Below are 21,682 nucleotides of genomic sequence, written 5' to 3'. Positions count from 1 at the left end.
CAGGAGAAATTTGATGGATTTGAAAATTTACAAACGCAGGCAGCTGGCCAATCGGGTCGGACTGACCTTGTCCATGATGGCCATGGGTCTTGGCTTGTTCGTTTTGCTGTGGATCTTGTATGTGCTGTTTTCGAACGGTATCGCTGCGCTCGATTGGGCCATGTTCACGCAATCCACACCCGCACCCGGCTCGGACGGTGGTGGTCTGGCCAACGCCATTGTGGGCAGCTTGATGATGGTGCTGGTCACAGCCTTTGTGAGCACGCCGATCGGCATTTTTGCCGGGGTGTATCTGGCCGAATACGGCGATCAGAGCAAAACCGCCGAGCTGACGCGCTTTGTGACCGACATCATGCTGTCGGCGCCCTCGATCGTTTTGGGCCTGTTTGTTTATGCCATTTTGGTGGCGCAGGTACAGCACTTTTCCGGTTGGGCCGGTTCGCTGGCATTGTCGTTGATTGCCGTGCCTGTGGTGGTTCGCACCACCGAAAACATGCTGCGTCTGGTGCCTGGCAGTTTGCGTGAAGCGGCGTTTGCCCTCGGTGCACCCCGCTGGAAGGTGGCGACCTTCATCACGCTGCGTGCGGCCAAGTCGGGTGTGATGACGGGCTTGCTGCTGGCGCTCGCCCGCATCAGCGGCGAGACAGCGCCGTTGCTGTTCACCGCGCTGAACAACCAGTTCTTCTCGACCGACATGAACGCCCCCATGGCCAACTTGCCCGTGGTGATCTTCCAGTTCGCCATGAGCCCTTACGACAACTGGGTCCGACTGGCTTGGGGTGGCGCTTTGCTGATCACCTTGACGGTGCTGATTTTGAACATCCTGGCGCGCGTTTTTTTCCGCGACAAAGCCCAAGCCTAATTTTTTGAATGAATCGGAATTGACATGCCTGCAACTTCACCATTGCCATTGAAGAATGCGATTGAAATTCGCAATCTGAATTTTTTCTACGGCACCTTCAAGGGCCTGAAAAACGTCAACCTCGACATTGCCGAGAACAAGGTCACCGCTTTCATCGGTCCTTCGGGTTGCGGCAAATCGACTTTGCTGCGCACGCTCAACCGCATGTACAGCCTCTATCCCGGCCAGCGTGCCGAAGGTGAGATCAACCTGCATGGCCAGAACGTGCTGGATGCCAAGCAGGACTTGAACTTGCTGCGCGCCCGTGTCGGCATGGTGTTCCAGAAACCCACGCCGTTCCCGATGTCAATTTACGACAACATCGCCTTTGGCATTCGCCTTTATGAAAAATTGGGCCGTGCCGACATGGACGAGCGCGTGGAGTGGGCATTGTCCAAGGCGGCGATCTGGAACGAAGTCAAGGACAAACTCGGTCAAAGCGGTTTGTCTTTGTCGGGGGGCCAGCAGCAGCGCCTGTGCATTGCGCGCACCGTGGCCGTCAAGCCTTCTGTGATTTTGCTGGATGAACCCACTTCTGCGCTGGACCCGATCTCGACGGCCAAGGTGGAAGAGCTGGTGAGCGAGCTCAAAAAAGACCATACCGTGGCCATCGTGACGCACAACATGCAACAAGCAGCACGTGTGTCGGACTTCACGGCCTACATGTATTTGGGCGAGTTGGTTGAATTCGGGCAGACCGAGCAAATCTTCATGAAGCCTGCCCGTCAAGAGACCGAAGACTACATCACCGGCCGTTTCGGCTGATCAGGAGAAGTACCATGGAAAAACACATTTCTAGCCAATTCGATGCCGACTTGACCAACGTGTCATCACGGGTTCTGGAGCTGGGTGGCCTGGTGGAGTCGCAGACGCGCCACGCGGTCTATTCTTTGGCCCAGTTCAGCATGGAAGTCGCTGACCAAGTTATCGCTACTGAAAAGCAAGTCAACACACTGGAAGTCGAGATCGACGCTGAACTGGCTTCCATCATTGCGCGTCGCCAGCCGACCGCCCGCGATTTGCGTCTGTTGATGGCGATCTCCAAAATCACCGGCAACCTGGAGCGGGCGGGTGATGAAGCCGAACGCATTGCCCGCATGGTCAAGCAAATTCTGGAACAAGGCAGCCCTCGCAACCTGCCTTCGTCCGAGTTGCGCATCGCTTCAGATCTGGCCTCGGGTTTGTTGCGCAAAGCACTGGATGCGTTTGCGCGCCTCGATGTCAATACAGCGCTCGTGATTTTGAAAGAAGACGATCTGATTGATGCCGAGTTCAATGGCTTTGTGCGCAAGCTGGTCACCTACATGATGGAAGACCCCCGCACCATTTCGGCCAGCCTGGATCTGCTGTTTGTGGCCAAAGCGATCGAGCGCATTGGTGACCATGCCAAGAACATCGCTGAATTTGTGATTTATGTGGTCAAGGGTGCCGATGTTCGTCACACGGCCCTGACGGACATTGAAAAAGCGGTCCAATGAGAAGCCTGCCCAGAATCCTGATCGTTGAGGACGAGGCTCCGATTGCCGAGTTGATCTCGGTGAACTTGCGTCACAACGGTTTTCAACCCGTCTGGGCCATGGACTCGGAGTCGGCGCAGCGCGAACTGGATGAAATCTTGCCCGATGTGATCTTGCTGGACTGGATGCTGCCGGGTGAAAGCGGTCTGGCATTGGCGCGCCGTTGGCGGTCCGCTGCGCGCACCAAGGCCATTCCGATTCTCATGCTCACTGCGCGTGGTGACGAGGCCGATCGAGTGGCCGGTTTGGATGCCGGGGCGGACGATTACATCGTTAAACCCTTTTCTCCGCGTGAACTTCTGGCCCGAATCCGTGCGGTTCTTCGCCGGCGGGTCCCAGAGTCGGTCGGTGGTGCCGTCAAAATTGGCGAGTTGCAACTGGATGCGGACACCTACCGTGTCAGTTGGCAAGACAAACCCATCAAAGTCGGCCCTACCGAATTCAAGTTGTTGCAATACCTGATGCGTCATCCAGAGCGTGTGCACACGCGCGGCATGTTGCTGGACAAAATCTGGGGTGATCACGTTTACATCGAAGAGCGGACGGTGGATGTGCATGTCAAGCGCTTGCGAGAGTCGCTGGGTGATGCCGGCACCATGATCGAAACGGTGCGCGGTGCAGGCTACCGCATGACGGGCTCCCCTGCCATTTAACGGTGGGCGTTTGAATGCTTGTTTCATTGATTGAGCTTTTTTTATCGACGCTGGTCGTGGCTTTGCCCGTCTGGTGGTGGTTTGGCTTGACAGAAGCGGCCCTCGCTGCGCTGTTGGTCGTTTCGGTCAGTGCGGTCGTGGTGATCTGGAAAACTTACCGCATCGAACGCTGGTTGTCTGAATCTGATTTGCACACCCCCGTGCCCTGGAAAGGTGTCTGGTCGGAAATTGTTCACCGCATCCAGCGCTTGCTGCGCCAACGTGAAAATCAAGCGCTTGCTGCCGAGCAGCGCTTGCAGTATTTTTTACAAGCCATTCAGGCCTCACCCAATGGCGTGACTTTGCTGGATGCGCAAGGCCGCATCGAGTGGTGCAACGCCACCGCATCCAGCCATTTGGGCTTGGATGTCCGTCGCGATTTGAAGCAACACATTGTCCATTTGGTGCGCGATCCGGTTTTTTCCAAATATTTCGCCATGGACCAGCATGACTCGGAAGTGGTCATCGATGGTCGTGCCAGCTCCCTGGTCAAAACACCCAAGTTGTCGGTACAGCTTCATGCGTATGGCGAAGGGCAGCAGTTGCTGCTCACACGCGACATCACGTCGGTCACCTTGGCCGATGCCATGCGCCGTGATTTTGTGGCCAACGTGTCGCACGAAATTCGCACCCCGCTTACCGTGCTCAGTGGTTTTGTAGAAACCTTGCAGTCCATTCCCTTGGAGGCTGATGAACAGCAACGCTACCTGCACTTGATGGCGGTTCAGGCCGATCGGATGCAAAGCCTGGTGGCCGATTTGTTGACTTTGTCTCAGCTCGAAGGCAGCTTGCCCCCAAGTTTGTACGAGAAGGTGAACTTGCCTGACTTGATGAGCCGTGTGGCCACCGATGCCGCGGCTTTGTCCTCGGTGTTGTCGGGTCAAGAAGGTGACGAGCGTGGACCTGTACATGAATTGATTTTTGAGCCGGTACCGCATTGGTCATTGCTGGGTGTGCGCTCGGAGCTGCTCAGTGCCATTTCAAATCTGGTGAGCAACGCCGTGCGGTACACACCTGAAGGTGGTCAGATCCGAGTGGCGTGGTCTCGCACGTCGGATGGTGCCATTTTCTCAGTCAGTGATACCGGGCCTGGCATTGCGCCTGAACATTTGCCGCGCTTGTCAGAGCGGTTTTACCGCGTGGATCGCAGTCGCTCGCGTGAAACCGGTGGCACAGGCTTGGGCTTGGCCATCGCCAAGCATGTGGTTCAACGCCACGGTGGGGAACTGCGCATCCAGAGTCAAGTGGGCAAGGGCTCAACCTTCATGCTGGTGTTGCCTGCCGGTCGAATCGAGCCTTTGTCCGACTGAGCATGGGTCAGTGTTTCAGTGTCATCTGAAATTCTTTGAACTGACTTCAGCATTTCATTTGAAAGATCAATCATCGATCTCAACGAGGAGTTGAGCGATGCGCATCACGGTCATAGGTTCTGGTTATGTGGGTTTGGTGACAGGGGCTTGCCTGTCTGACTTGGGTTTCAAGGTGGTTTGCCTTGACAAGGACGAAGCCAAAATTCGTGCCTTGCAAGAAGGTGAAGTGCCCATTTACGAGCCAGGTCTGAAAGAGGTTTTGGCCAGAAACCGGGCGGACGGCCGCATTCGTTTCACAAGCGATGCCTGCGAAGCCATCGAACACGGCGATATTCTTTTCATTGCCGTAGGCACGCCACCTGCAGAAGATGGTTCGGCAGATCTGGGCCATGTGTTGTCTGTGGCCTCCCTGATTGGGCGTCACCTCAAGGGCTTCAAGCTGGTGGTCAACAAATCCACGGTGCCCGTGGGAACGGCAGACCGTGTTCGAGCTGCGATATCTCACGAACTGTCCCAGCGAGGCATGCCTCCGGATTTGTTTGATGTGGTTTCAAACCCGGAGTTTTTGAAAGAAGGCGCCGCCATCGACGATTTCATGAGGCCTGATCGCATTGTGGTCGGTGTTGATGATGGTGTGAATCAGGCCAAAAGTCAGCGCATGATGGGCGATCTTTACGCCAGTTTCAATCGGCACCACTCGCGGACTGTCTGGATGGATGTGCGCAGTGCTGAGCTGACCAAGTACGCGGCCAATGCCATGTTGGCTACCCGTATTTCGTTCATGAACGAAATCGCCAATCTGGCCGATGTTTTGGGGGCAGATGTTGACCACATTCGCCGTGGCATCGGTGCGGACAGCCGCATCGGGCACAGTTTTTTGTATGCAGGTTGTGGCTATGGTGGCAGTTGCTTTCCCAAGGACACCCAAGCTTTGGTGAGCACCGCCAAGTCACACGGGCAGTCCATGAAACTGGTCAGTGCGACAGAGCAAGTCAACGAGCAACAAAAGCTGTTGCTGGTCGAGCGTTTGATACAGCGCATGGGTGCTGATTTGACGGGTCGAAAAATCGCCATTTGGGGGCTGTCGTTCAAACCCAATACCGACGACATGCGTGAGGCGACCAGCCGCGTGGTGATTCAGAACTTGTTGATGCGTGGTGCGCAGGTCAGTGCTTACGATCCGGTGGCCGGTGCTGAGGCCTTGCGTGCTTTGCGAATCGATTGCGAGGGAAATCCCGGTTGGCTGGATCGATTTGAATTGGCCTCGGACGACATGCAGGCCCTGCAAGGTGCAGATGCCTTGATGGTGTTGACGGAATGGAAGATTTTTCACAACCCGGATTTCGAGGCCATGAAGGCCTTGATGCGCAAACCCTTCATTTTGGATGGCCGTAACCTGTACAACCCTGAAGCGCTGAGCGAGCTGGGCATGGCGTACCAAGGTGTGGGGCGTCGCAACGATTTGGTGCAACTTTTGTCATTTGATCCCGTGCCGCCCTGTGCTGTGGGCGCTCAAGTTTCACATTCAAATACACATGATCTGATGGTCAATGCCTAAAGGCTTTTATCTGCTGATACTGGCGCAGTTCGCCAGTGGCCTGGCAGACAACGCCTTTATGATATTGGGGGTGTACTTTCTGCAAGAGCAGGGCTATCCAGGATGGTGGTCACCCTTGTTGAAGTTCTCATTCACCTTGAGTTATGTCCTCCTGGCCGGTGTGGTGGGCCCCATGGCAGACGCTTTTTCAAAAGGACGTTTGATGGCGTCCATGAACATGCTCAAGCTCACGGGTGTGGTGTTGCTTTTGTGTGGCGTTCATCCCTTGCTTGGGTTTGCATTGGCTGGCCTGGCCGCCGCTGTGTATGCACCTGCCAAATATGCCTTGGTCACAGAGTCGGTTCCGGCATCTTTGCTCGTGAAGGCCAATGCCTGGTTGGAGGTTTCTGTGGTGTTGTCTGTTTTGTTGGGCGTGGCCTTGGGCGGGTGGCTGACAGGCTGGTACAACGACAAATGGGTCCATGAGGCATCAGCGATCGCCTTGGCCTTGACCCCAGGACTCGCACAGACGCAGATATTTCCAGCCTTTGGTGTGGTGTGCCTGATTTACATCCTTTCATCGTGTCTGAACATGGGCTTGAATGCGATGGATGTCCGACGCACAAGACCAGCGTTGACTTGGCATTCGATCCAATGGTCTTTGTTTTGGAAGAGCAACCGCCAATTGTGGGCAGACCCTTTGGGTGGTTTGTCTTTGTACGTGACCACGCTCAGCTGGGGTGTGGGGGCGGTGCTCCAGTTTGCGGTGCTGTCATGGGCCCAGACCGCTGCGGGTTTGAGTTTGCAGCAGGGGGCGTATTTGCAGGCGCTCGTGGCCGTGGGTGTGATTTCAGGGGCGGTGATCGCCGCCAATGCGTTTCAGATCTTCAATGCCCGCAAGACCTTGCCCTGGGGTTTTGTGCTGGCGCTGTTGTTGCCCTGCATGGCGTTGACGACATCGTTGTGGCTGGCTGTTCCCATGTTGATCCTGGCAGGCTGTGCGGGAGGGATGCTGCTGGTTCCGATGAATGCATTGCTGCAGCATCGAGGTCAAAAAATACTGACTTCAGGCCGATCCATCGCAGTACAGGGCTTCAATGAGAATTTGAGCGTGCTGCTCATGCTGGGCACTTACAGCATCTTGCTGGCATGGCAAGTTCCCTTGTTGCTTGTGATGCTGCTGTTGACACTGCCCTTGCTGGCTGCGGTGATGCCTTGGCGTTTGAAAACGGGGTGGCCGCGGCATTCAAAATGAGCGCTTGAGTGCGACGCTCCTCCCGCGTGGACTTCTCTGGCGTCGATGTTCTGGTTCAGACATGTCCGTTGTTCATCGCTGTCATTCGGAAAATAGTCTCGACTTGTCGCGTGATTTCCTGCCAATCCCATTGGTGAATACTGGTGTGTGTGTGTTGGCGGGCATTGGCCAGGGTGTTGGCGTGCTGTGTGATTTCCAGGGCCTTGAGGACATAGCGTTGGGGGTCCTCGCCTTCGACCAGCCAGCCGTTGTACGTGTCCTTGATCAACTCGGTGGCGGCTGCACAGTCGTATGCCAGAACGGGGGTGCCACTGGCCAGTGCCTCCAAGGTCACGTTGCCAAAGGTTTCGGTCAAACTGGGGAACAAGAAAAGATCAGCGCTGGCATAAAGTGCTGCCAATTTCGCATGGCTGCACATGCCCATGAAATACGCATCGGGGCAACGGGCCTGAAGTGTCGCCCGGTAAGGGCCATCACCGGCAAAAACCAATTTCACGGGCCGGCCACTTTGCTGGAGTGACTGGTAGGTGGTCACGATCAAATCCAGATTTTTTTCTGCAGCCAGACGACCGACCGACAGCAGAACGATGGTGTCTTGATTCGCTTGCCATGATTGACGCAAGGCATTGTTGCGTTGATGGGGATGAAAGAGTTGGGTGTCCACACCACGTGCGACGACGCGCAAGTTGTCAAAGCCACAGCTTTGGAGTTGTGTTTTCAATGCATGGGTTGGGACCATGGTGCAGGCCGTGCGGTTATGAAATTTCCGCAAATAGGCCATGATGGGCTTGCTCAGCCAGCCAACACCGTAGTGCTTGCTGTAACTGGCGAAGTTGGTTCTAAAGTCAGAAGTGACGGGCAAACGTAAGACCCGGGCCGCCTGCAGGGCGGACCAGCCCAATGGGCCCTCGGTGGCGATGTGGACCAGGTCAGGCCTTTTATGACTCCAGGCTTTGACAAGGGCTTTTTTACTGGGCAGTCCCAATTTCAACTGAGGGTAGTGAGGAATGGGCAAGCCCTTCATCAGCAGCTCTGACCAGCCGGTTTGATCGGCACCCGAATCATTTTTGTCTTGTCGAGGGCGGATCAGTTGGATGGTGTGGTTGCGTTGACTCAGCAGGTGAATCAACTTGGACAGTGTGAGTGCCACGCCGTTGACTTCAGGTGGCCATGTCTCGGTCACCACGGCAATCCGCATGGAGGCGGACTCCGGCTCAAAATTTTCCACCAGAATTCGGTCAGTTTGTGAAAGGTCCATGACTGGGATCATGACGGCCGTGTTTAACAACTTGATGACAAAGCCAGTGATTTGAAAGACGTGTGTCAATTTCTTGAAACGCTTGCTGTCATTGTTTTTTCACACGAATTCGTGATGATCAGGCTTCGTTAATCAAGAGGTGACTGTGTGAAAGATTTCTTAGAAGCTTTGCGTGTTCAGCGTTGGGACGATCATCGTTATTACCACCATTGCCGAATCAACCAGTCCTTGCATTTTCTGAGTGCCATGGCCTTTGTCTTGGCGTATGTGATGTTGTTCATTGACCCTGCCGTGGCGGCGTTGATTGCATGGATGGTTTCCATGACGTCCAGGCAAGCGGGTCATTTTTTCTTCGAGCCTTTGGGATATGACCATGTCAATCAGGCCTCGAATGAATTCAAGGAAGAGATCAAGGTTGGTTACAACCTGCGCCGAAAAGTGGTTTTGCTCAGTGTGTGGGCTTTGTTGCCCTTGGCCATTTTCATGAACCCTGGCTTGTTCGGCCTCTTGCCCGAACATGCATCCTTGCCCGAGTTTTTGCATGCGGTGGGCTATGCCTGGCTGTATCTGGGAGCCGGGGCATTGGTGTTTCGCACAGTGCATTTGTTCATCTTGCAAGATGTCCAGACGGGCTTGGTCTGGATGACCAAGATACTGACCGACCCTTTTCATGACATGTACCTGTACCACAAGGCCCCATGGCAATTGTTGCGTGGTCAGCGCTTTGCAGATCAGGATCTGCACGCCAGTCGATGACTGACAGAGCCCCGTCGGTTTCATGAATGCCCAGCCGGGTGCCTGCACCCGGCTGGGCAAAGACTCAGCGAAACAAGGTTTCTTTCAAGATGCGGCGACGTATCGACTTGTTGGTGAGTTCAGGTGTGTGCCACCACCAGCCGTCTTGCATCATCTGCCGGGCGGCAAGCACAAACTTTTGAGTCACGATCTCGAAATCGGCGTCACTGTAATTGAGACTGAAGATCAAACGTCCAGTTCCCACCCAACTGAGTGCCAGACCATGCAGCCTGAGGTAGTACTGCAGCATCCAGTTGTATCGGCTGGGCTGTGTGTAGAAAAGTGTCCAGACGCTGGACATGTTGGCGGCCTGCAATGGCAAGCCCTCCGCCTTCATGGTGCTGTTGAAGTCTTGGGCCCTGGCATTCCAGCGTTCGTCGAGCCCCTCGTACATGGCCGTCACTTCAGGTGTTTCGAGTTGATCCAGAAACGCCGACATGGCGCCCATCACGACCGGGTGTGCATTGAAGGTGCCTCGCGCAAAGCAGATGTCCGCAGGGCGGTCTTCATGAAAGCGGTGCATCCATTCCTTTTTGCCGCACACCACACCCACAGGGAAGCCACCTCCCAAGGTTTTGCCATAAGTGACCATGTCGGCTTGCACGCCAAAGTAGGCCTGTGCACCGCCAGAGGCGAGTCGAAAGCCCAAAAAGACTTCGTCAAAAATCAGCACGATGCCTTTGTCGGTGCAGACCTGGCGAAGCGCCTTGAGCCACGCGGTGTAAGCCTGGCGGTCATAAGCGGCGCGTCGGCTGCTGTCGACCAGGGTCGAGTCGCCCGGCGCATTGGCGTTGGTATGCAGCGCCTGCAAGGGGTTGACCAGCACACAGGCAATGTCCTTGCGTGTGCGCAGCACATCCAGGCTGCGCTCGTTCATGTCGCTGAGTGTGTAGGTTTCCCGCGGGGGCATCGGATTACCCGGGCCGGGTTGAACGTCTTCCCACCAGCCGTGATATGCCCCGCAAAACCGCACGATGTTTTTGCGGCGTGTGTGGTAACGCGCCAGGCGAACGGCCTGCATGACCGCCTCGGTGCCCGACATGTGAAACGACACCTCGTCCATGCCCGACAAGGCGTTGAGGCGCTCTGCGTTGCTGGCGACCACCGGGTGGTAAGAGCCCAGCACCGGGCCCAGCGCCTGGGTTCGGGCCAGACCTTCGGCCATGGTTTGTTTGTAAAAATCGGCGCCGAAGACGTTGACGCCATACGAGCCCGTCAGGTCGTAAAACACCTGCCCATCCAGATCGGTGACCTGTACGCCCTGTGCCGATTGCAAAAAGGAGCCGACCTTCAGGTTTTCGCGCACCAGTCGACTGAACTGGAATGGCACCCGGTAGGCTGCAATGAACTGCATGTCCGAGATGTCTTCGCGCGCATCCGAAGTGGCTTTGATGCTCAGGCGATGGCGGGTTTGAAGTGTCTGGGCCATGGCGAAAAACGCGGCACGGCGCAAAGCCTGCACGTCTGTCGGTGCGCCGTCGCAGCCGAAAAATGCAGCTTCGTCGAAGCTGTATCCCGGCAACCAGCGGGCCAGCCGCTTGGCCATGCGCGAATGGCCGGCGAGCGAGCGGTGCTTGGCGCGCGACAGTTGTATGCGTCGGTGTACCGATGGCAACAACGCGGTCAATGCAGCCAAAGTGATCCAAGTGGGGTTCACAGTCGATTTCCTTGTGTCAATGAAATTTCTTTTTATTCAATTTGAGTGACAACCTGATGAAGATACGCCCACTGTTTCAAAAATGGATGCTGCAGGAAGACCTGAACTTCTTGCTGACCAACCGCATTCCCCGCATCACTTTGACGCGCTTCATGGGCTGGTGGAGCCAAATACGACACCCTTGGGTGGTCAAATTTTCCATGGCGGTTTGGCGCTTGTTCAGTGACCTTGACTTGAGCGATGCCAAGCACAAGGAATTCGACAGCCTGCACGCGTGCTTCACACGCGAATTGGTACCCGGTGCCAGGGTCGTGGACCCCGATCCGGCGTTGATGACCTCGCCATGTGATGCCATCGTTGGCGCATGCGGCGAGATTCGCCAGGGGCAAGTCTTTCAGGCCAAAGGCTTTCCGTATCAGTTGCAAACATTGCTGGGGGAGTCACCATGCTGCCAACATTGGCAGCAGGTGCTGGAAGGCGGTAAATACCTGACCTTGCGGCTGACCAGCAGCATGTACCACCGGTTTCATGCCCCCCATGATGTTCAGCTCAAGCATGTGACCTACATTTCAGGTGACACTTGGAACGTCAATCCTGTAGCGCTCAAGCGCGTAGAGCAACTCTTTTGCAAGAACGAGCGTGCTGTGCTGCACATGCAAACGAAAAACGGCGTGCCCTTTTTGATTGTCCCTGTGGCGGCTGTGCTTGTGGCCAGCATGCGGCTGCATGCGGTCGATGTGCTGCTGAATTTGCGTTACAAAGGCCCGAACGAAATGCCCTGTGACGCGGTCTATGCCAAAGGCCAGGAAATGGGCTGGTTCGAGCACGGCTCGACCCTGTTGGTGTTTGTGCCTGCAGGCTTTGATTGGGCCGATGGCATCGCCACCGGTCACCGGATCAAGATGGGACAGCCCCTGCTCAGAAGACCTTGAGGCCAGGGGCGGTCGTTTCAGTATTTTTCGGGAACGACCATCTCTTGAGGCACGGGATGGCGAATGTAGTCTGGGTTGCGCACACGGCCCGGCAAGTTGATCTGGGGGTGCTCGATCTCATGGTAGGGGACCTGGCTGAGCAGATGGTCAATGCAGTTCAGTCGGGCTTTCTTCTTGTCTACGGCCTGTACCACCCACCATGGCGCCTCGGGGATGTGGGTGCGCTCGATCATGGTTTCCTTGGCATGCGTGTAGTCTTCCCAGCGACGGCGACTTTCCAGGTCCATCGGGCTGAGTTTCCACTGCTTGAGGGGGTCGTGGATGCGACCCAAAAAGCGGGCATGCTGTTCGTCATCGGTGATTGAGAACCAGTATTTGACCAATTGGATGCCGCTGCGCACCAGCATCTTTTCAAATTCAGGCACAGACCGGAAGAACTCTTCATATTCTTCGTCGTTGCAAAATCCCATGACCTTTTCGACGCCCGCACGGTTGTACCAGCTGCGGTCAAACAGCACGATCTCGCCAGCAGCAGGCAGGTGTGATGCGTAGCGTTGGAAGTACCACTGGGTTTTTTCGCGGTCGTTGGGGGCGGGCAGAGCTGCGACACGGCACACGCGGGGGTTCAGGCGCTGGGTGATGCGTTTGATCACTCCGCCTTTGCCGGCGGCGTCACGGCCCTCAAACAGAATGACCATGCGGTGACCGGTTTTAACCACCCAGTCCTGCAGCATGACCAGTTCCGACTGCAGGCGAAGCAGTTCTTTGAAATAGTGAATACGTGCGCTGGCATCTTCTTTTGATGCACCTGCGCCTTCCATTAAACGGTCGTCCAGCTCGAGTTCCAGTTCTTCGTCCAGGCTGTCGAGCAAGTCTTCGCGCAATTGGCGCATCTGGTCTTCGTTGATGTGGGTGATCTGTGTCATGGCAGTTCATCAAATGGAAATAATCTTCCACTGTCGTGTTGTTTGATGAAAATTTCATGACAAGTCGCCCGCTGTTTTTCGAGATTGTCATGACACTTTCATGACGGTGGTTCAGCATGTGTTCACTGCATCTGAATTTGCAAAGGGCGATATGCGTATTTTTTCGATTCAAAAAGACCAGGTTCAAGAATCTGCAACATTGCCGCTGGGGTTGCCTCCGGAGGGATTCTTGTGGATGGCTTTTGCACGGCGTGAATTCGAGATATTGCAGCAACAGGTCCAGGCGTTCTTGTTGACGCATTGCGGTGTGAAAATTTATGACTTGCACCTGCAGGATTTGCTCAACAACCAGTTGCCGTCTCATTACGATTTCACGGCAGACTACGATTTGCTGGTTTTTCGCAGACTGGCCCGTGGGCGAACCGAAACCGATGTGTCGAAGCCAGGTGAAATACTGCACCAGGAAAACACCCGAGGTGGCCCCAGCATTTTGCGAAAAATCGACACCAGCCCCGTCGCATTTTTGGTGCTGGATCGCGTGGTCATCTCTGTGCATCCGACCGATTGCAGTGTGCGCGATGTGTTTGCGGCTCGGCTGCTCAGTGCCATCCATTTTTCACCCGTCCAGGCTGCCCACAGATTGCCTGCCAATTCAGCCGACTTGATGCTGCGCATGGTCAGCAGTGTTGTGGATGGGTACCTTGATTTGCGGCGTGAGTTGACCCGACAGCTCGATCATTGGCAAAGTGAGTTGATCAACCCGAAAACCAGCTTCAACGATTGGAGTGCCTTGCTCAATGCCCGATTGACTCTGCATTATCTGGACGAGGTGTGTGAAGACCAGCGTGCAGCCATTACCGACTGGATTGACGCGCTGGATGCCTGGAAAGTCGACGACGTCTTATTGCCTGAAAACCTGGAGATGCTGAAGGTCCGAAGCCGTGATGTGTTGGAACACATTGAACGTGTGGTGCACCATGTGGGGCGCTTGGAGCAAAGTGCGGAGACGGCGGTTCAAATGCATTTCAACGCACAAAGCAACCGAACCAATGACATCATGCGCACGTTGACGGTGCTGACGGCCATTTTCTTGCCCTTGAATTTGATCACCGGATTTTTTGGCATGAACTTTGAGAATTTTCCGGTGCTTCACTCCGATCACGGCTTGCTTTTCACCGAGATGTTCATGGCCTTCGTTGCGATCGGGTTGGCACTCTTATTTTGGCGAAAGCGCTATGTGGGTGGATGATCGCCATCTTCGAGGGTCGGCGTGCGGCGTGCTCATGTGAATTGCGCTGCATGAATTGAAATTCATGAAATACGTTGAATTCTTTTTAATCACTCGCAAGCAGGAAGGGGAATACCCGGATGTTCGATCCCTGGATGATTTGATACCTTAAGCGGCATCCAGCCCTCTACCGTCTTGAGGGTTGCAGATCCATTAGAGGAGACACATCCATGACCGCTGCGCAGATACAGAACGCGTTGGTGCTTTGCATCATTGTGGGTTTTGCAACCATGGAGTTTGTCAGTCGACGCTACAAACAAACGGTCCATGCGACAGGCAATGACACCAAACTTGAACTGTTGATGTTTTTGAGCGTGTTGGCTGTGACGCAGCCGTTGGCCATTTTTGTCACGGCCAAGCTGGGTGCCTTGTGGGTGCCGCAATACAAAGGTGTGTTGGCCGACATGCCTTGGTGGGGCATGGTGGGTGTTTTGCTGGTGCTGGACGACATGACGCAGTATTGGTGGCATCGCCTCTCGCACACGTCGTTCTTGTGGCCCCTGCACCGTGCGCACCACTCTGCCGAGTACATGAGCATTCGGGTGACGTTCCGCAACAATTTCTTCTATTACCTGATGATGCTGGGCCTGTGGTTTGCAGGTGCGTTGTTGTATTTGGGTTTTGGTGGCATGGTTTACGCGGGCTATATCGTGGTCAAGCTCTTTGTCATTCTGGGGGCGCACAGCGCGTGGCGTTGGGACGAGCCGCTGTACCGTATTCGCGCATTGCATCCGGTCATGTGGGTGCTGGAGCGGACCATTTCAACGCCGGCAACGCACTGGGCGCACCATGCCATCTCCAATGCCGATGGTGTGGGGCATTACAAAGGCAACTTTGGAAACCTGCTGTTTTTGTGGGACATCATTTTTGGCAGCGCGCACATCACACGCCGCTACCCTGCGCAGGTTGGCCTGATTGATGACAAGCTGTTTGGTCAAGAGCGCTGGTACCACCAGATGTGGTACCCCTTGTTGCAATCGAAGCGCGAACACACCGCATTGAAGTTTGGCGGCAGTGTGTACGAGGGGCCAGAGGGCCAGGCACCACAAGCCTGATCGAGGTTCATCCGCCCACAGGTCAGAGTGTTTGTGCTCTGGCCTGTGGGCTTTTTTGTTTAAGCCGTGCTTCATCCACGATCTTTAATCTATACATTGAGATGCTATGAAAGGTCGAATCCATGATGAGCTTGAACAAAATTTTCTGTGCAAAAGTCGCTCTCCTGGCCGTCAGTGCCTGGATGTTTCAGACCGTGGTCTTGGCGGCTACACCCCAAGCCGAATTGCTGCGTTGGCAACAGGCCGCAGGGCAGTCGGGTGATGCGGGTCGAGGGCAGTTTTTTTTCGGACGGCGTCACAACGGTGAGTGGTCGTGCGCGTCATGCCATGGTCAGCCACCCACACAGGACAGCAAACACGCCTCTACAGGCAAAAAGATCACCGCGTTGGCGCCCGCGTTCAATGCCGAACGCTTCACCGACAGTGCCAAGGTGGACAAATGGTTCAAGCGCAATTGCAAGGACGTTTTGTCACGGGAGTGCACGGCCCTTGAAAAGGCCGACGTAATGGCTTACCTGATTGGGCTCAAGTGATGAAATCAATGGGCATCAAATCTGTGGTCTTGTGCTGTCTGGCTTGGGGTGGCTTTGTCTCGGCATGGGCCGATGGGCGACTCATGCCAGTGCAAGTGCCTGCCGTCTACAAGCAGGAATGCGCTGCCTGCCACATGGCCTATCCGCCGGGCCTGTTGCCAGCGGCTTCTTGGCGACGCATCCTCAGTGGGCTGGATCGGCACTACGGCAGCGATGCGTCGATGGAGCCTGCGCAGGTTCAGCAAGTTGGGGCTTGGTTGCAGGCCAATGCGGGCACTTACAAGCGCGTGCGCGAAGAGCCGGTCGACGACCGCATCACCCGGTCGGCCTGGTTTGTCCGCAAACACCGCGAAGTGGAATCCTCGGTCTGGAAGCGGGCCAGCATCAAGAGTGCCGCGCAGTGCAGCGCTTGCCATACCCAAGCCGACGCGGGGAACTTTGATGAGCATCAAGTTCGGATTCCGCGCTGACAGGTCGCTTGGCTTGCCAGTTCTTCAAGTTTCAAGACAGCACATGTGTACAAGGAGTCCTTCATGACGTCGAACATTTCTTCCGTTGCCGATGCGCGCCATGGCGTGCCCACGCCCACTCGCCGCACCGTGGATGCTTTCACTCGGACCTTGCATGCCTTGCTGGCTTTGAGCTTTGCAGGAGCCTATGTCACTGCAGAAAGCGAGATTTTCAGAGGGGTGCACGTGAGCTTGGGCTACACCTTGGGGGGATTGCTGTTGGTCCGTGTGGTCTGGGGCTTGTTCGGGCCTCGCCACGCGCGCTTGTTGGCCTTGTGGGGCAAGCTGCGTGGCTTGGGTGACTGGTTGCTGGGGTTGCGTGCAGGCCATGCATCCTGGAGCCAAGCTCAAAATCTTTACATGGCGGTATCGGTGGGCTTGGTTTTATTGGCCATCGCACCTGTGGTGTTGACAGGCTACGTGACCTATCAGGAATGGACGGGTGACTGGATGGAAGAGGTGCATGAGTTTTTCGGGAACTTCATGCTGATGGCTGTGTTGGCCCACATTGGCGGTGTGCTGGCGCTCAGTGTGATGCGCCGCCGCAATCTGGCCGCACCCATGCTCACAGGGCGTGTGCCTGGCGTTGGGCCAGACTTGATCAAACGCAACTACGCGGTGTTGGCGGCTGCGTTGTTGGCTGCGGTGTTGTCATTTTGGGTGTGGCAATGGCAGTCGGGTATGCAATCGCAGACGTCCGGCAGCTTGGATGTATCGCACTCAGCACCCGGCAAGGCACAATCTGAAGAAGACGATGATTGATGTTTTTCTGAATGGAAAGCCAGGTACTGCACATGCGCGTTTTATTGGCTGAAGATGATCACTTGCTGGGGGCTGGTCTCCGGGCTGGGTTACAGCAACAAGGTTTTCAGGTCGACTGGGTTCAAGATGGTGTGGCGGCTCAGCGTGAATTGTTGACTGGCGTTTATCAGGCTTGCGTGCTCGATTTGGGTTTGCCTAGGCAGGATGGCATGCAATCCTTGGTCGCGGTCCGGCAACGGAAGATCACGACACCGGTGTTGATCCTGACGGCCCGTGATGGTGTGCCCGATCGCATTGCCGGTCTGGATGCCGGTGCGGATGACTATCTGGTCAAGCCTGTGGATTTGATGGAGTTGGCGGCGCGTTTGCGTGCTTTGGTACGCAGGGCCCATGGTGTTTCAGAACCCACGCTGGAGGCGGGGGCCTTGCGAATGGATCCCGCATCGCGACAAGTCTGGCTGGGTGATCGCGTGGTGGAGTTGTCTTTGCGTGAATACGAGGTTTTGCAAATCTTCATGCTCCACGCTGGACGGGTTTTGACCCGCACGCAAATTGAACAACAGCTTTATCAGTGGGGCACCGAGGTCAGCAGCAACACGGTGGAGGTTCACATTTACAACCTGCGCAAAAAGCTTCGCCCGGATGTGATCGAAACTTTGCGGGGTGTGGGTTACATGCTGCCCCAACAGGTCAAGCCGGATGCGGCAACGGTGCAAAAAGGCCCGGCATGAAGTCTTGGTCACAATCTTCACTGCAATGGCGTCTGACATTCAGCCTGTTGCTGGCTACGGGCCTTGTTTGGTTGCTGGTGTTGGTGATGACCTGGCTCAACACGGAGCATGAGCTCAGTGAGTTGCTGGATGCCCATCTGGCTCAAACGGCCGCGGTACTGGCGGTTCAAACAGACGATGCGCACGATGACGACTTCACGACCGCAGCGGTGCTGCACAAATACCAGCCCCGTGTGGCGTTTCAGATTTGGTACGACAAGGCTTTGATGTCGCGTTCAGCCGGAGCGCCGATGGCACCTTTTGCACCCTTGGGGCAAAGCGGTATTTCCGACCAATGGCAAGGCCAGAAACACTGGCGGGTCTTTGCCACGCCCGGACGCGAAGACGATGTTTGGGTGGTGGTGGCCGAGTTGCATTCGGCACGCAACGATATTTTGATGGCCGGATTGAAGTCCGCCATTGTGCCCATGCTGCTGGCCTTGCCTGTGTTGGCATTTCTGATTTGGGGCGCGATCTTCAGGTCATTGGCGCCATTGCGCCAACTGAGCCAGTCGGTGTCTCAGCGGCATGCCGATGCCCACCAGCCACTGAGCGAGCAGGTTTCTGTAGAGGTCAAGCCCTTGGTGGCGGCGCTCAACCGTTTGTTTGAGCAGATGGCCTTGCAAATGGAGGGGGAGCGCCGTTTTACAGCCGACGCCGCTCATGAACTGAGAACGCCAATTGCCGCGATCCGCATGCAGGCCCAAGTGGCGCGTGGCGCCAATGAGGACAGTGACCGAAACACCGCCCTGGATGCTGTTTTGCAAGGCTGTGATCGGGCCACGCGCCTGGTGGCGCAGTTGCTGCAGTTGGCCAGACTGGAGGCTGACGAGGCCGTTGTGGGTGAGGAACCTTGCGATGCCGTGGCTGAAACCCGCTCAACTTTGGCAGACTTGGGGCCACAGGCTTTGGCCAGAAGCCAGAGCCTGAGTTTGAATGCACCAGAGCGTTTGCAATTGGCCATGCCACCGGGTTTGGTGGGGGTGCTTGTCGGCAATTTGGTGGACAACGCGCAGCGCTACAGTCCTGAAGGAGCGAGTATCCATGTGCAATGGCATGCCATGCCACGACCTCAATTGGTGGTGCAGGACAGTGGTCTGGGGCTCAGCGATGCGGACTTGGCGCGCTTGGGTGATCGTTTTTTCCGTGTGGCCGCAAATGGTGCAGATGGCAGTGGCTTGGGTTGGTCCATCGTGCGGCGCTTGGCGCAGCGCTACCGGTTGCAGGTTCTGGTTGAGCGCAGTGCAGAGTTTGGCGGTTTGCGTGTGGTGGTGACCTGGCCCGAGGTGTGAGGCTGCGCCGAACGAGATGGCGACACTGCTTTTTGGGTCAATGGCTGTGCCGGGCTTTCCGTGGCCATGCGGCGACAGCCCACTGCAACACCGAGACGCTGACCAAACTGAGTAAGCCGGAGCCCATGGCAATGACCGTGGACCCAAGCGGTAAGGGTTCAAACTTCAAGGGGGTGGCCAGCCAGGGCCAGTGAATCGCCAAAGCCAAAAATGCCATGGCCAACCCGATCACGGCATAGGCCGTGCGGTTGGGGGTGCGCAAACTCTGCCAGAATTTTCCACCACCAGCGCGGTTGGCCAAGATGAGCGCTGCATTGCCTGCGATCAAGGTGATGAAGACCATGGCGCGGATTTGTTCTTCGCTCAAAACGGCGTTGAACACAGTGCCATAACCGGCATGTGCCCAAAAGAAAGTCAGCGCCACACTGGCCAATACGCACAAGCCCTGGCCCATGGCCAAGGCGATGGCATCGCTGCCAAACAAGGGGGCAAGGGTGTCGCGTGGCGGGCTTTGCATCACATTGGCTTCGGCCGGTTCGTTTTCAAATGCGATCGAGCATGCCGGGTCAATCACCAATTCCAGCAAGGCCACATGCAGTGGCAACACCAAGGGTGGCCAACCCATCACCATGGGCAAGAGTGCGATGCCCGCAATCGGAATGTGGATGGCAAAGATGTAACGCATGGACTTTTGCAAATTGCCAAAGATGCGTCTGCCGACCCGAATGCCTCGAACGATTGACGCAAAGTTGTCATCCACCAGGATCAGGTCCGCCGCTTCGCGTGCAACGTCGGTGCCACGTGCGCCCATGGCAACCCCTACATGCGCGGCTTTCAAGGCGGGGGCATCGTTCACGCCGTCACCCGTCATGGCGACCACTTCGCCCTCCGCTTGCAGCGCATGCACGATCCGCAACTTCTGGTGGGGTGAGATGCGAGCGCAAACCGTCACGCGGGGCAGGGTTTGGCGCAATTGCACATCGCTCAGTTGGTCCAAGGCATCGCCTGTCAATGTTTCACCATCGGGCAGACCGGCTTGGGCCGCGATCACGCGCGCCGTGGCCGGATAGTCTCCCGTGATCATGATCACCCGAATGCCCGCAGATTGGCATTCGGCCACGGCTTGGGGAATCTCAGCACGCAGAGGGTCGGTCAAGCCCATCAAGCCCAGCCACTGAAAGTCAAAGGCATGCGGGGTGTCGGGCCAGTCGTCGCCCATAAAACGGCTTTGTGCCACGGCCAAAACACGCAAGCCTTGTGCCGCCATGTCATCTGCTGCGCGGCCCCAGGTTTCGCGTTGTGCCTGTGTCAGGTGGCACAGGTCCATCACCGCTTCGGGAGCCCCTTTGGCGGACACGGTGCGCGCAGGCCCGTCATCCATTTGCCAGACATGTGACATGGCTTTCAAGGCCGGGCTGAGTGCATAAGTTTGGACCAGCGCCCAGTCGTTGTGCAGGTGACCGGTGTCGCTCAAATGCTGTTGGCCCATTTGGTGAAATGCCGTCTCCATGGGGTCAAAAGGTTCGGGGGCGCTGGCCAAAATGGCGTGCTCGAGCAAAACACGAAAGGCGTCAGGCAGTCCCCCTGCCGCAGCGTTCCATGTCAAAACTTCTGCTGACGCGTTGCTGTTGAGGTCACTGTCATTCGGTGCTGCCAATGCCGTCACCGTCATGCGGTTTTCCGTCAAGGTGCCGGTTTTGTCGGTGCACAGCACGCTGGTGGCGCCCAGTGTTTCAATCGCATTGATGTGCCGGGTGAGAACCCCTTCGTGTGCCAGGCGGTGTGCGCCCAGTGCTGGAAAAATCGTGAGCACCACCGCGTATTCTTCCGGCAGCATGGCCATGGCCAGGGCAATGCCAGACAGCAGTGCAGGCAACCATTGCCCTGTTCGCATGCCCAAAGTGATCACCATGGTGATGCACAAAACGCCCACGATGCCGGCCAGTACTTTCACCAGCCGTGCGGTTTGCTTTTGCAGCGGGGTGTCCTCTGTGTGCAGTTGCGCCAATGACAGGCCGATTCGTCCGATTTGGCTCTGGTTGCCTGTGGCGGTGACTTCTGCCAGCCCTTGGCCTTTCACCACAAAGGTGCCACCACTGACAGCGCCATGGGCTGAGCCGTTGCCATGGTCCACGGGGGCTTTGTCGACCGGCACCGATTCTCCAGTCAACAAAGATTCATCGATTTGCAGATGGTCCGAACGGATGAGGTCGCCATCTGCAGCGACACGGTCCCCCTCAGACAACATGAGCCAATCGCCGACCACCACATCGCGTGCGGGCACTTTGATGGTTTGGCCCGAACGCACCACTTGGGCATAGGCTTGGGTCAGGTCGCGCAGGGCTTGTATCGATTTTTCCGACTTGCCCTCTTGGTAAAACGTGAGTCCCAAGACGGCCAGCACAAAGACGGACAGCGTCAGGCCCTCTGTTAAATCCCCCAAAATGATGTACAGCAAGGCCGCTGTGCACAGCAAGGCAAACATGGGTTGGCGCAGCATGTCGATGCCACGCTGCCACACGGATCTTGCCGACGACTGTTGAATTTCGTTGGGCCCGTATGCTGTCAAACGTTTTGATGCTTCGGTTGTCGTCAGACCGCCAAGAGTGTTATGGTGATTTGCAGGCATAAGTGCACTGACTGTGCCGTGTTGTGTCGTGCACTGGCTTGATGCAGGTCAAGCCCTTTGAAAT

Annotated in this window: 20 protein-coding genes; 16 read left to right on the top strand and 4 right to left on the bottom strand. The window is 56.2% G+C overall.

What is annotated here, in order from left to right; translation table 11 throughout:
* Positions 1 to 13: 13 nt before the first annotated feature.
* From pstA to lplT, 7 genes are all read left to right on the top strand, one after another.
* The gene (gene pstA / locus ACZ5VE_RS11595; RefSeq protein ID WP_464455314.1) at positions 14 to 862 is read left to right on the top strand and encodes a phosphate ABC transporter permease PstA; all 849 of its coding nucleotides are present in this window, start codon (positions 14 to 16) and stop codon (positions 860 to 862) included.
* A 24-nt stretch (positions 863 to 886) separates the two neighbouring features.
* Positions 887 to 1,666: a phosphate ABC transporter ATP-binding protein PstB gene (gene pstB / locus ACZ5VE_RS11590; RefSeq protein WP_464455313.1), complete on the top strand. Its 780-nt coding sequence runs from the start codon at positions 887 to 889 to the stop codon at positions 1,664 to 1,666.
* A 14-nt stretch (positions 1,667 to 1,680) separates the two neighbouring features.
* Positions 1,681 to 2,379 carry a phosphate signaling complex protein PhoU gene (phoU, locus tag ACZ5VE_RS11585; RefSeq protein ID WP_464455312.1) on the top strand — a complete coding sequence of 233 codons (699 nt, stop codon included), beginning with the start codon at positions 1,681 to 1,683 and terminating at the stop codon, positions 2,377 to 2,379.
* Positions 2,376 to 3,071, top strand: a complete 696-nt coding sequence (gene phoB, locus ACZ5VE_RS11580; RefSeq protein WP_464455311.1) for a phosphate regulon transcriptional regulator PhoB — start codon at positions 2,376 to 2,378, stop codon at positions 3,069 to 3,071. Before phoU ends, phoB begins: the two co-directional genes overlap by 4 nt.
* A gap of 14 nt (positions 3,072 to 3,085) precedes the next feature.
* Positions 3,086 to 4,420, top strand: a complete 1,335-nt coding sequence (gene phoR / locus ACZ5VE_RS11575; protein ID WP_464455310.1) for a phosphate regulon sensor histidine kinase PhoR — start codon at positions 3,086 to 3,088, stop codon at positions 4,418 to 4,420.
* A 97-nt stretch (positions 4,421 to 4,517) separates the two neighbouring features.
* Complete coding sequence (locus tag ACZ5VE_RS11570; RefSeq protein WP_464455309.1) at positions 4,518 to 5,978, top strand: UDP-glucose dehydrogenase family protein; 1,461 nt, start codon at positions 4,518 to 4,520, stop codon at positions 5,976 to 5,978.
* Positions 5,971 to 7,212 carry a lysophospholipid transporter LplT gene (lplT, locus tag ACZ5VE_RS11565; protein WP_464455308.1) on the top strand — a complete coding sequence of 414 codons (1,242 nt, stop codon included), beginning with the start codon at positions 5,971 to 5,973 and terminating at the stop codon, positions 7,210 to 7,212. Before ACZ5VE_RS11570 ends, lplT begins: the two co-directional genes overlap by 8 nt.
* A gap of 55 nt (positions 7,213 to 7,267) precedes the next feature.
* Here the strand turns inward: lplT and ACZ5VE_RS11560 are convergent, their stop codons facing one another.
* Positions 7,268 to 8,470 carry a glycosyltransferase family 4 protein gene (locus ACZ5VE_RS11560; protein ID WP_464455307.1) on the bottom strand — a complete coding sequence of 401 codons (1,203 nt, stop codon included), beginning with the start codon at positions 8,468 to 8,470 and terminating at the stop codon, positions 7,268 to 7,270.
* 147 nt (positions 8,471 to 8,617) lie between these two features.
* Here ACZ5VE_RS11560 and ACZ5VE_RS11555 point away from each other — a divergent pair, with 147 nt between their 5' ends.
* Positions 8,618 to 9,226, top strand: a complete 609-nt coding sequence (locus tag ACZ5VE_RS11555; protein ID WP_464455306.1) for a hypothetical protein — start codon at positions 8,618 to 8,620, stop codon at positions 9,224 to 9,226.
* A 64-nt stretch (positions 9,227 to 9,290) separates the two neighbouring features.
* Here the strand turns inward: ACZ5VE_RS11555 and ACZ5VE_RS11550 are convergent, their stop codons facing one another.
* Complete coding sequence (locus ACZ5VE_RS11550; protein ID WP_464455305.1) at positions 9,291 to 10,922, bottom strand: aminotransferase class III-fold pyridoxal phosphate-dependent enzyme; 1,632 nt, start codon at positions 10,920 to 10,922, stop codon at positions 9,291 to 9,293.
* A 56-nt stretch (positions 10,923 to 10,978) separates the two neighbouring features.
* Between ACZ5VE_RS11550 and asd the strand changes: the two genes are divergently transcribed.
* Positions 10,979 to 11,854 carry an archaetidylserine decarboxylase gene (asd, locus tag ACZ5VE_RS11545; protein ID WP_464455304.1) on the top strand — a complete coding sequence of 292 codons (876 nt, stop codon included), beginning with the start codon at positions 10,979 to 10,981 and terminating at the stop codon, positions 11,852 to 11,854.
* A gap of 17 nt (positions 11,855 to 11,871) precedes the next feature.
* Here the strand turns inward: asd and ppk2 are convergent, their stop codons facing one another.
* Positions 11,872 to 12,780: a polyphosphate kinase 2 gene (ppk2, locus tag ACZ5VE_RS11540; protein ID WP_464455303.1), complete on the bottom strand. Its 909-nt coding sequence runs from the start codon at positions 12,778 to 12,780 to the stop codon at positions 11,872 to 11,874.
* A gap of 151 nt (positions 12,781 to 12,931) precedes the next feature.
* Here ppk2 and ACZ5VE_RS11535 point away from each other — a divergent pair, with 151 nt between their 5' ends.
* The 7 genes from ACZ5VE_RS11535 (at position 12,932) to ACZ5VE_RS11505 (ending at position 18,989) form a co-directional block, all read left to right on the top strand.
* Entirely contained in the window at positions 12,932 to 14,029 is a 1,098-nt protein-coding gene (locus ACZ5VE_RS11535; RefSeq protein WP_464457492.1) for a magnesium transporter CorA family protein, read from the top strand.
* 209 nt (positions 14,030 to 14,238) lie between these two features.
* The gene (locus tag ACZ5VE_RS11530) at positions 14,239 to 15,123 is read left to right on the top strand and encodes a sterol desaturase family protein (protein WP_464455302.1); all 885 of its coding nucleotides are present in this window, start codon (positions 14,239 to 14,241) and stop codon (positions 15,121 to 15,123) included.
* A gap of 122 nt (positions 15,124 to 15,245) precedes the next feature.
* Entirely contained in the window at positions 15,246 to 15,656 is a 411-nt protein-coding gene (locus ACZ5VE_RS11525) for a DUF1924 domain-containing protein (RefSeq protein WP_464455301.1), read from the top strand.
* Positions 15,657 to 15,664: 8 nt separating this feature from the next.
* Entirely contained in the window at positions 15,665 to 16,126 is a 462-nt protein-coding gene (locus ACZ5VE_RS11520; protein ID WP_464455300.1) for a diheme cytochrome c, read from the top strand.
* Between the two features lie 63 nt (positions 16,127 to 16,189).
* Positions 16,190 to 16,927 (top strand): cytochrome b/b6 domain-containing protein, encoded by a 738-nt coding sequence (locus ACZ5VE_RS11515; protein WP_464455299.1) that lies wholly within the window; start codon positions 16,190 to 16,192, stop codon positions 16,925 to 16,927.
* A 32-nt stretch (positions 16,928 to 16,959) separates the two neighbouring features.
* Positions 16,960 to 17,658 (top strand): response regulator, encoded by a 699-nt coding sequence (locus ACZ5VE_RS11510; RefSeq protein ID WP_464455298.1) that lies wholly within the window; start codon positions 16,960 to 16,962, stop codon positions 17,656 to 17,658.
* Positions 17,655 to 18,989, top strand: a complete 1,335-nt coding sequence (locus tag ACZ5VE_RS11505) for a histidine kinase dimerization/phospho-acceptor domain-containing protein (protein ID WP_464455297.1) — start codon at positions 17,655 to 17,657, stop codon at positions 18,987 to 18,989. The genes ACZ5VE_RS11510 and ACZ5VE_RS11505 overlap by 4 nt, the downstream gene beginning before the upstream one ends.
* 37 nt (positions 18,990 to 19,026) lie before the next feature.
* Here ACZ5VE_RS11505 and ACZ5VE_RS11500 read toward each other — a convergent pair whose 3' ends face one another.
* A complete protein-coding gene (locus ACZ5VE_RS11500; protein ID WP_464455296.1) occupies positions 19,027 to 21,618 on the bottom strand; it encodes a cation-translocating P-type ATPase in 2,592 nt (863 codons plus the stop codon).
* Positions 21,619 to 21,682: the final 64 nt, after the last annotated feature.

The organism is Limnohabitans sp. INBF003 (genome assembly GCF_055396645.1).
The sequence above is the reverse complement of the archived record's forward strand: the minus strand, read 5'-3'. Positions and strand labels throughout refer to the sequence as shown.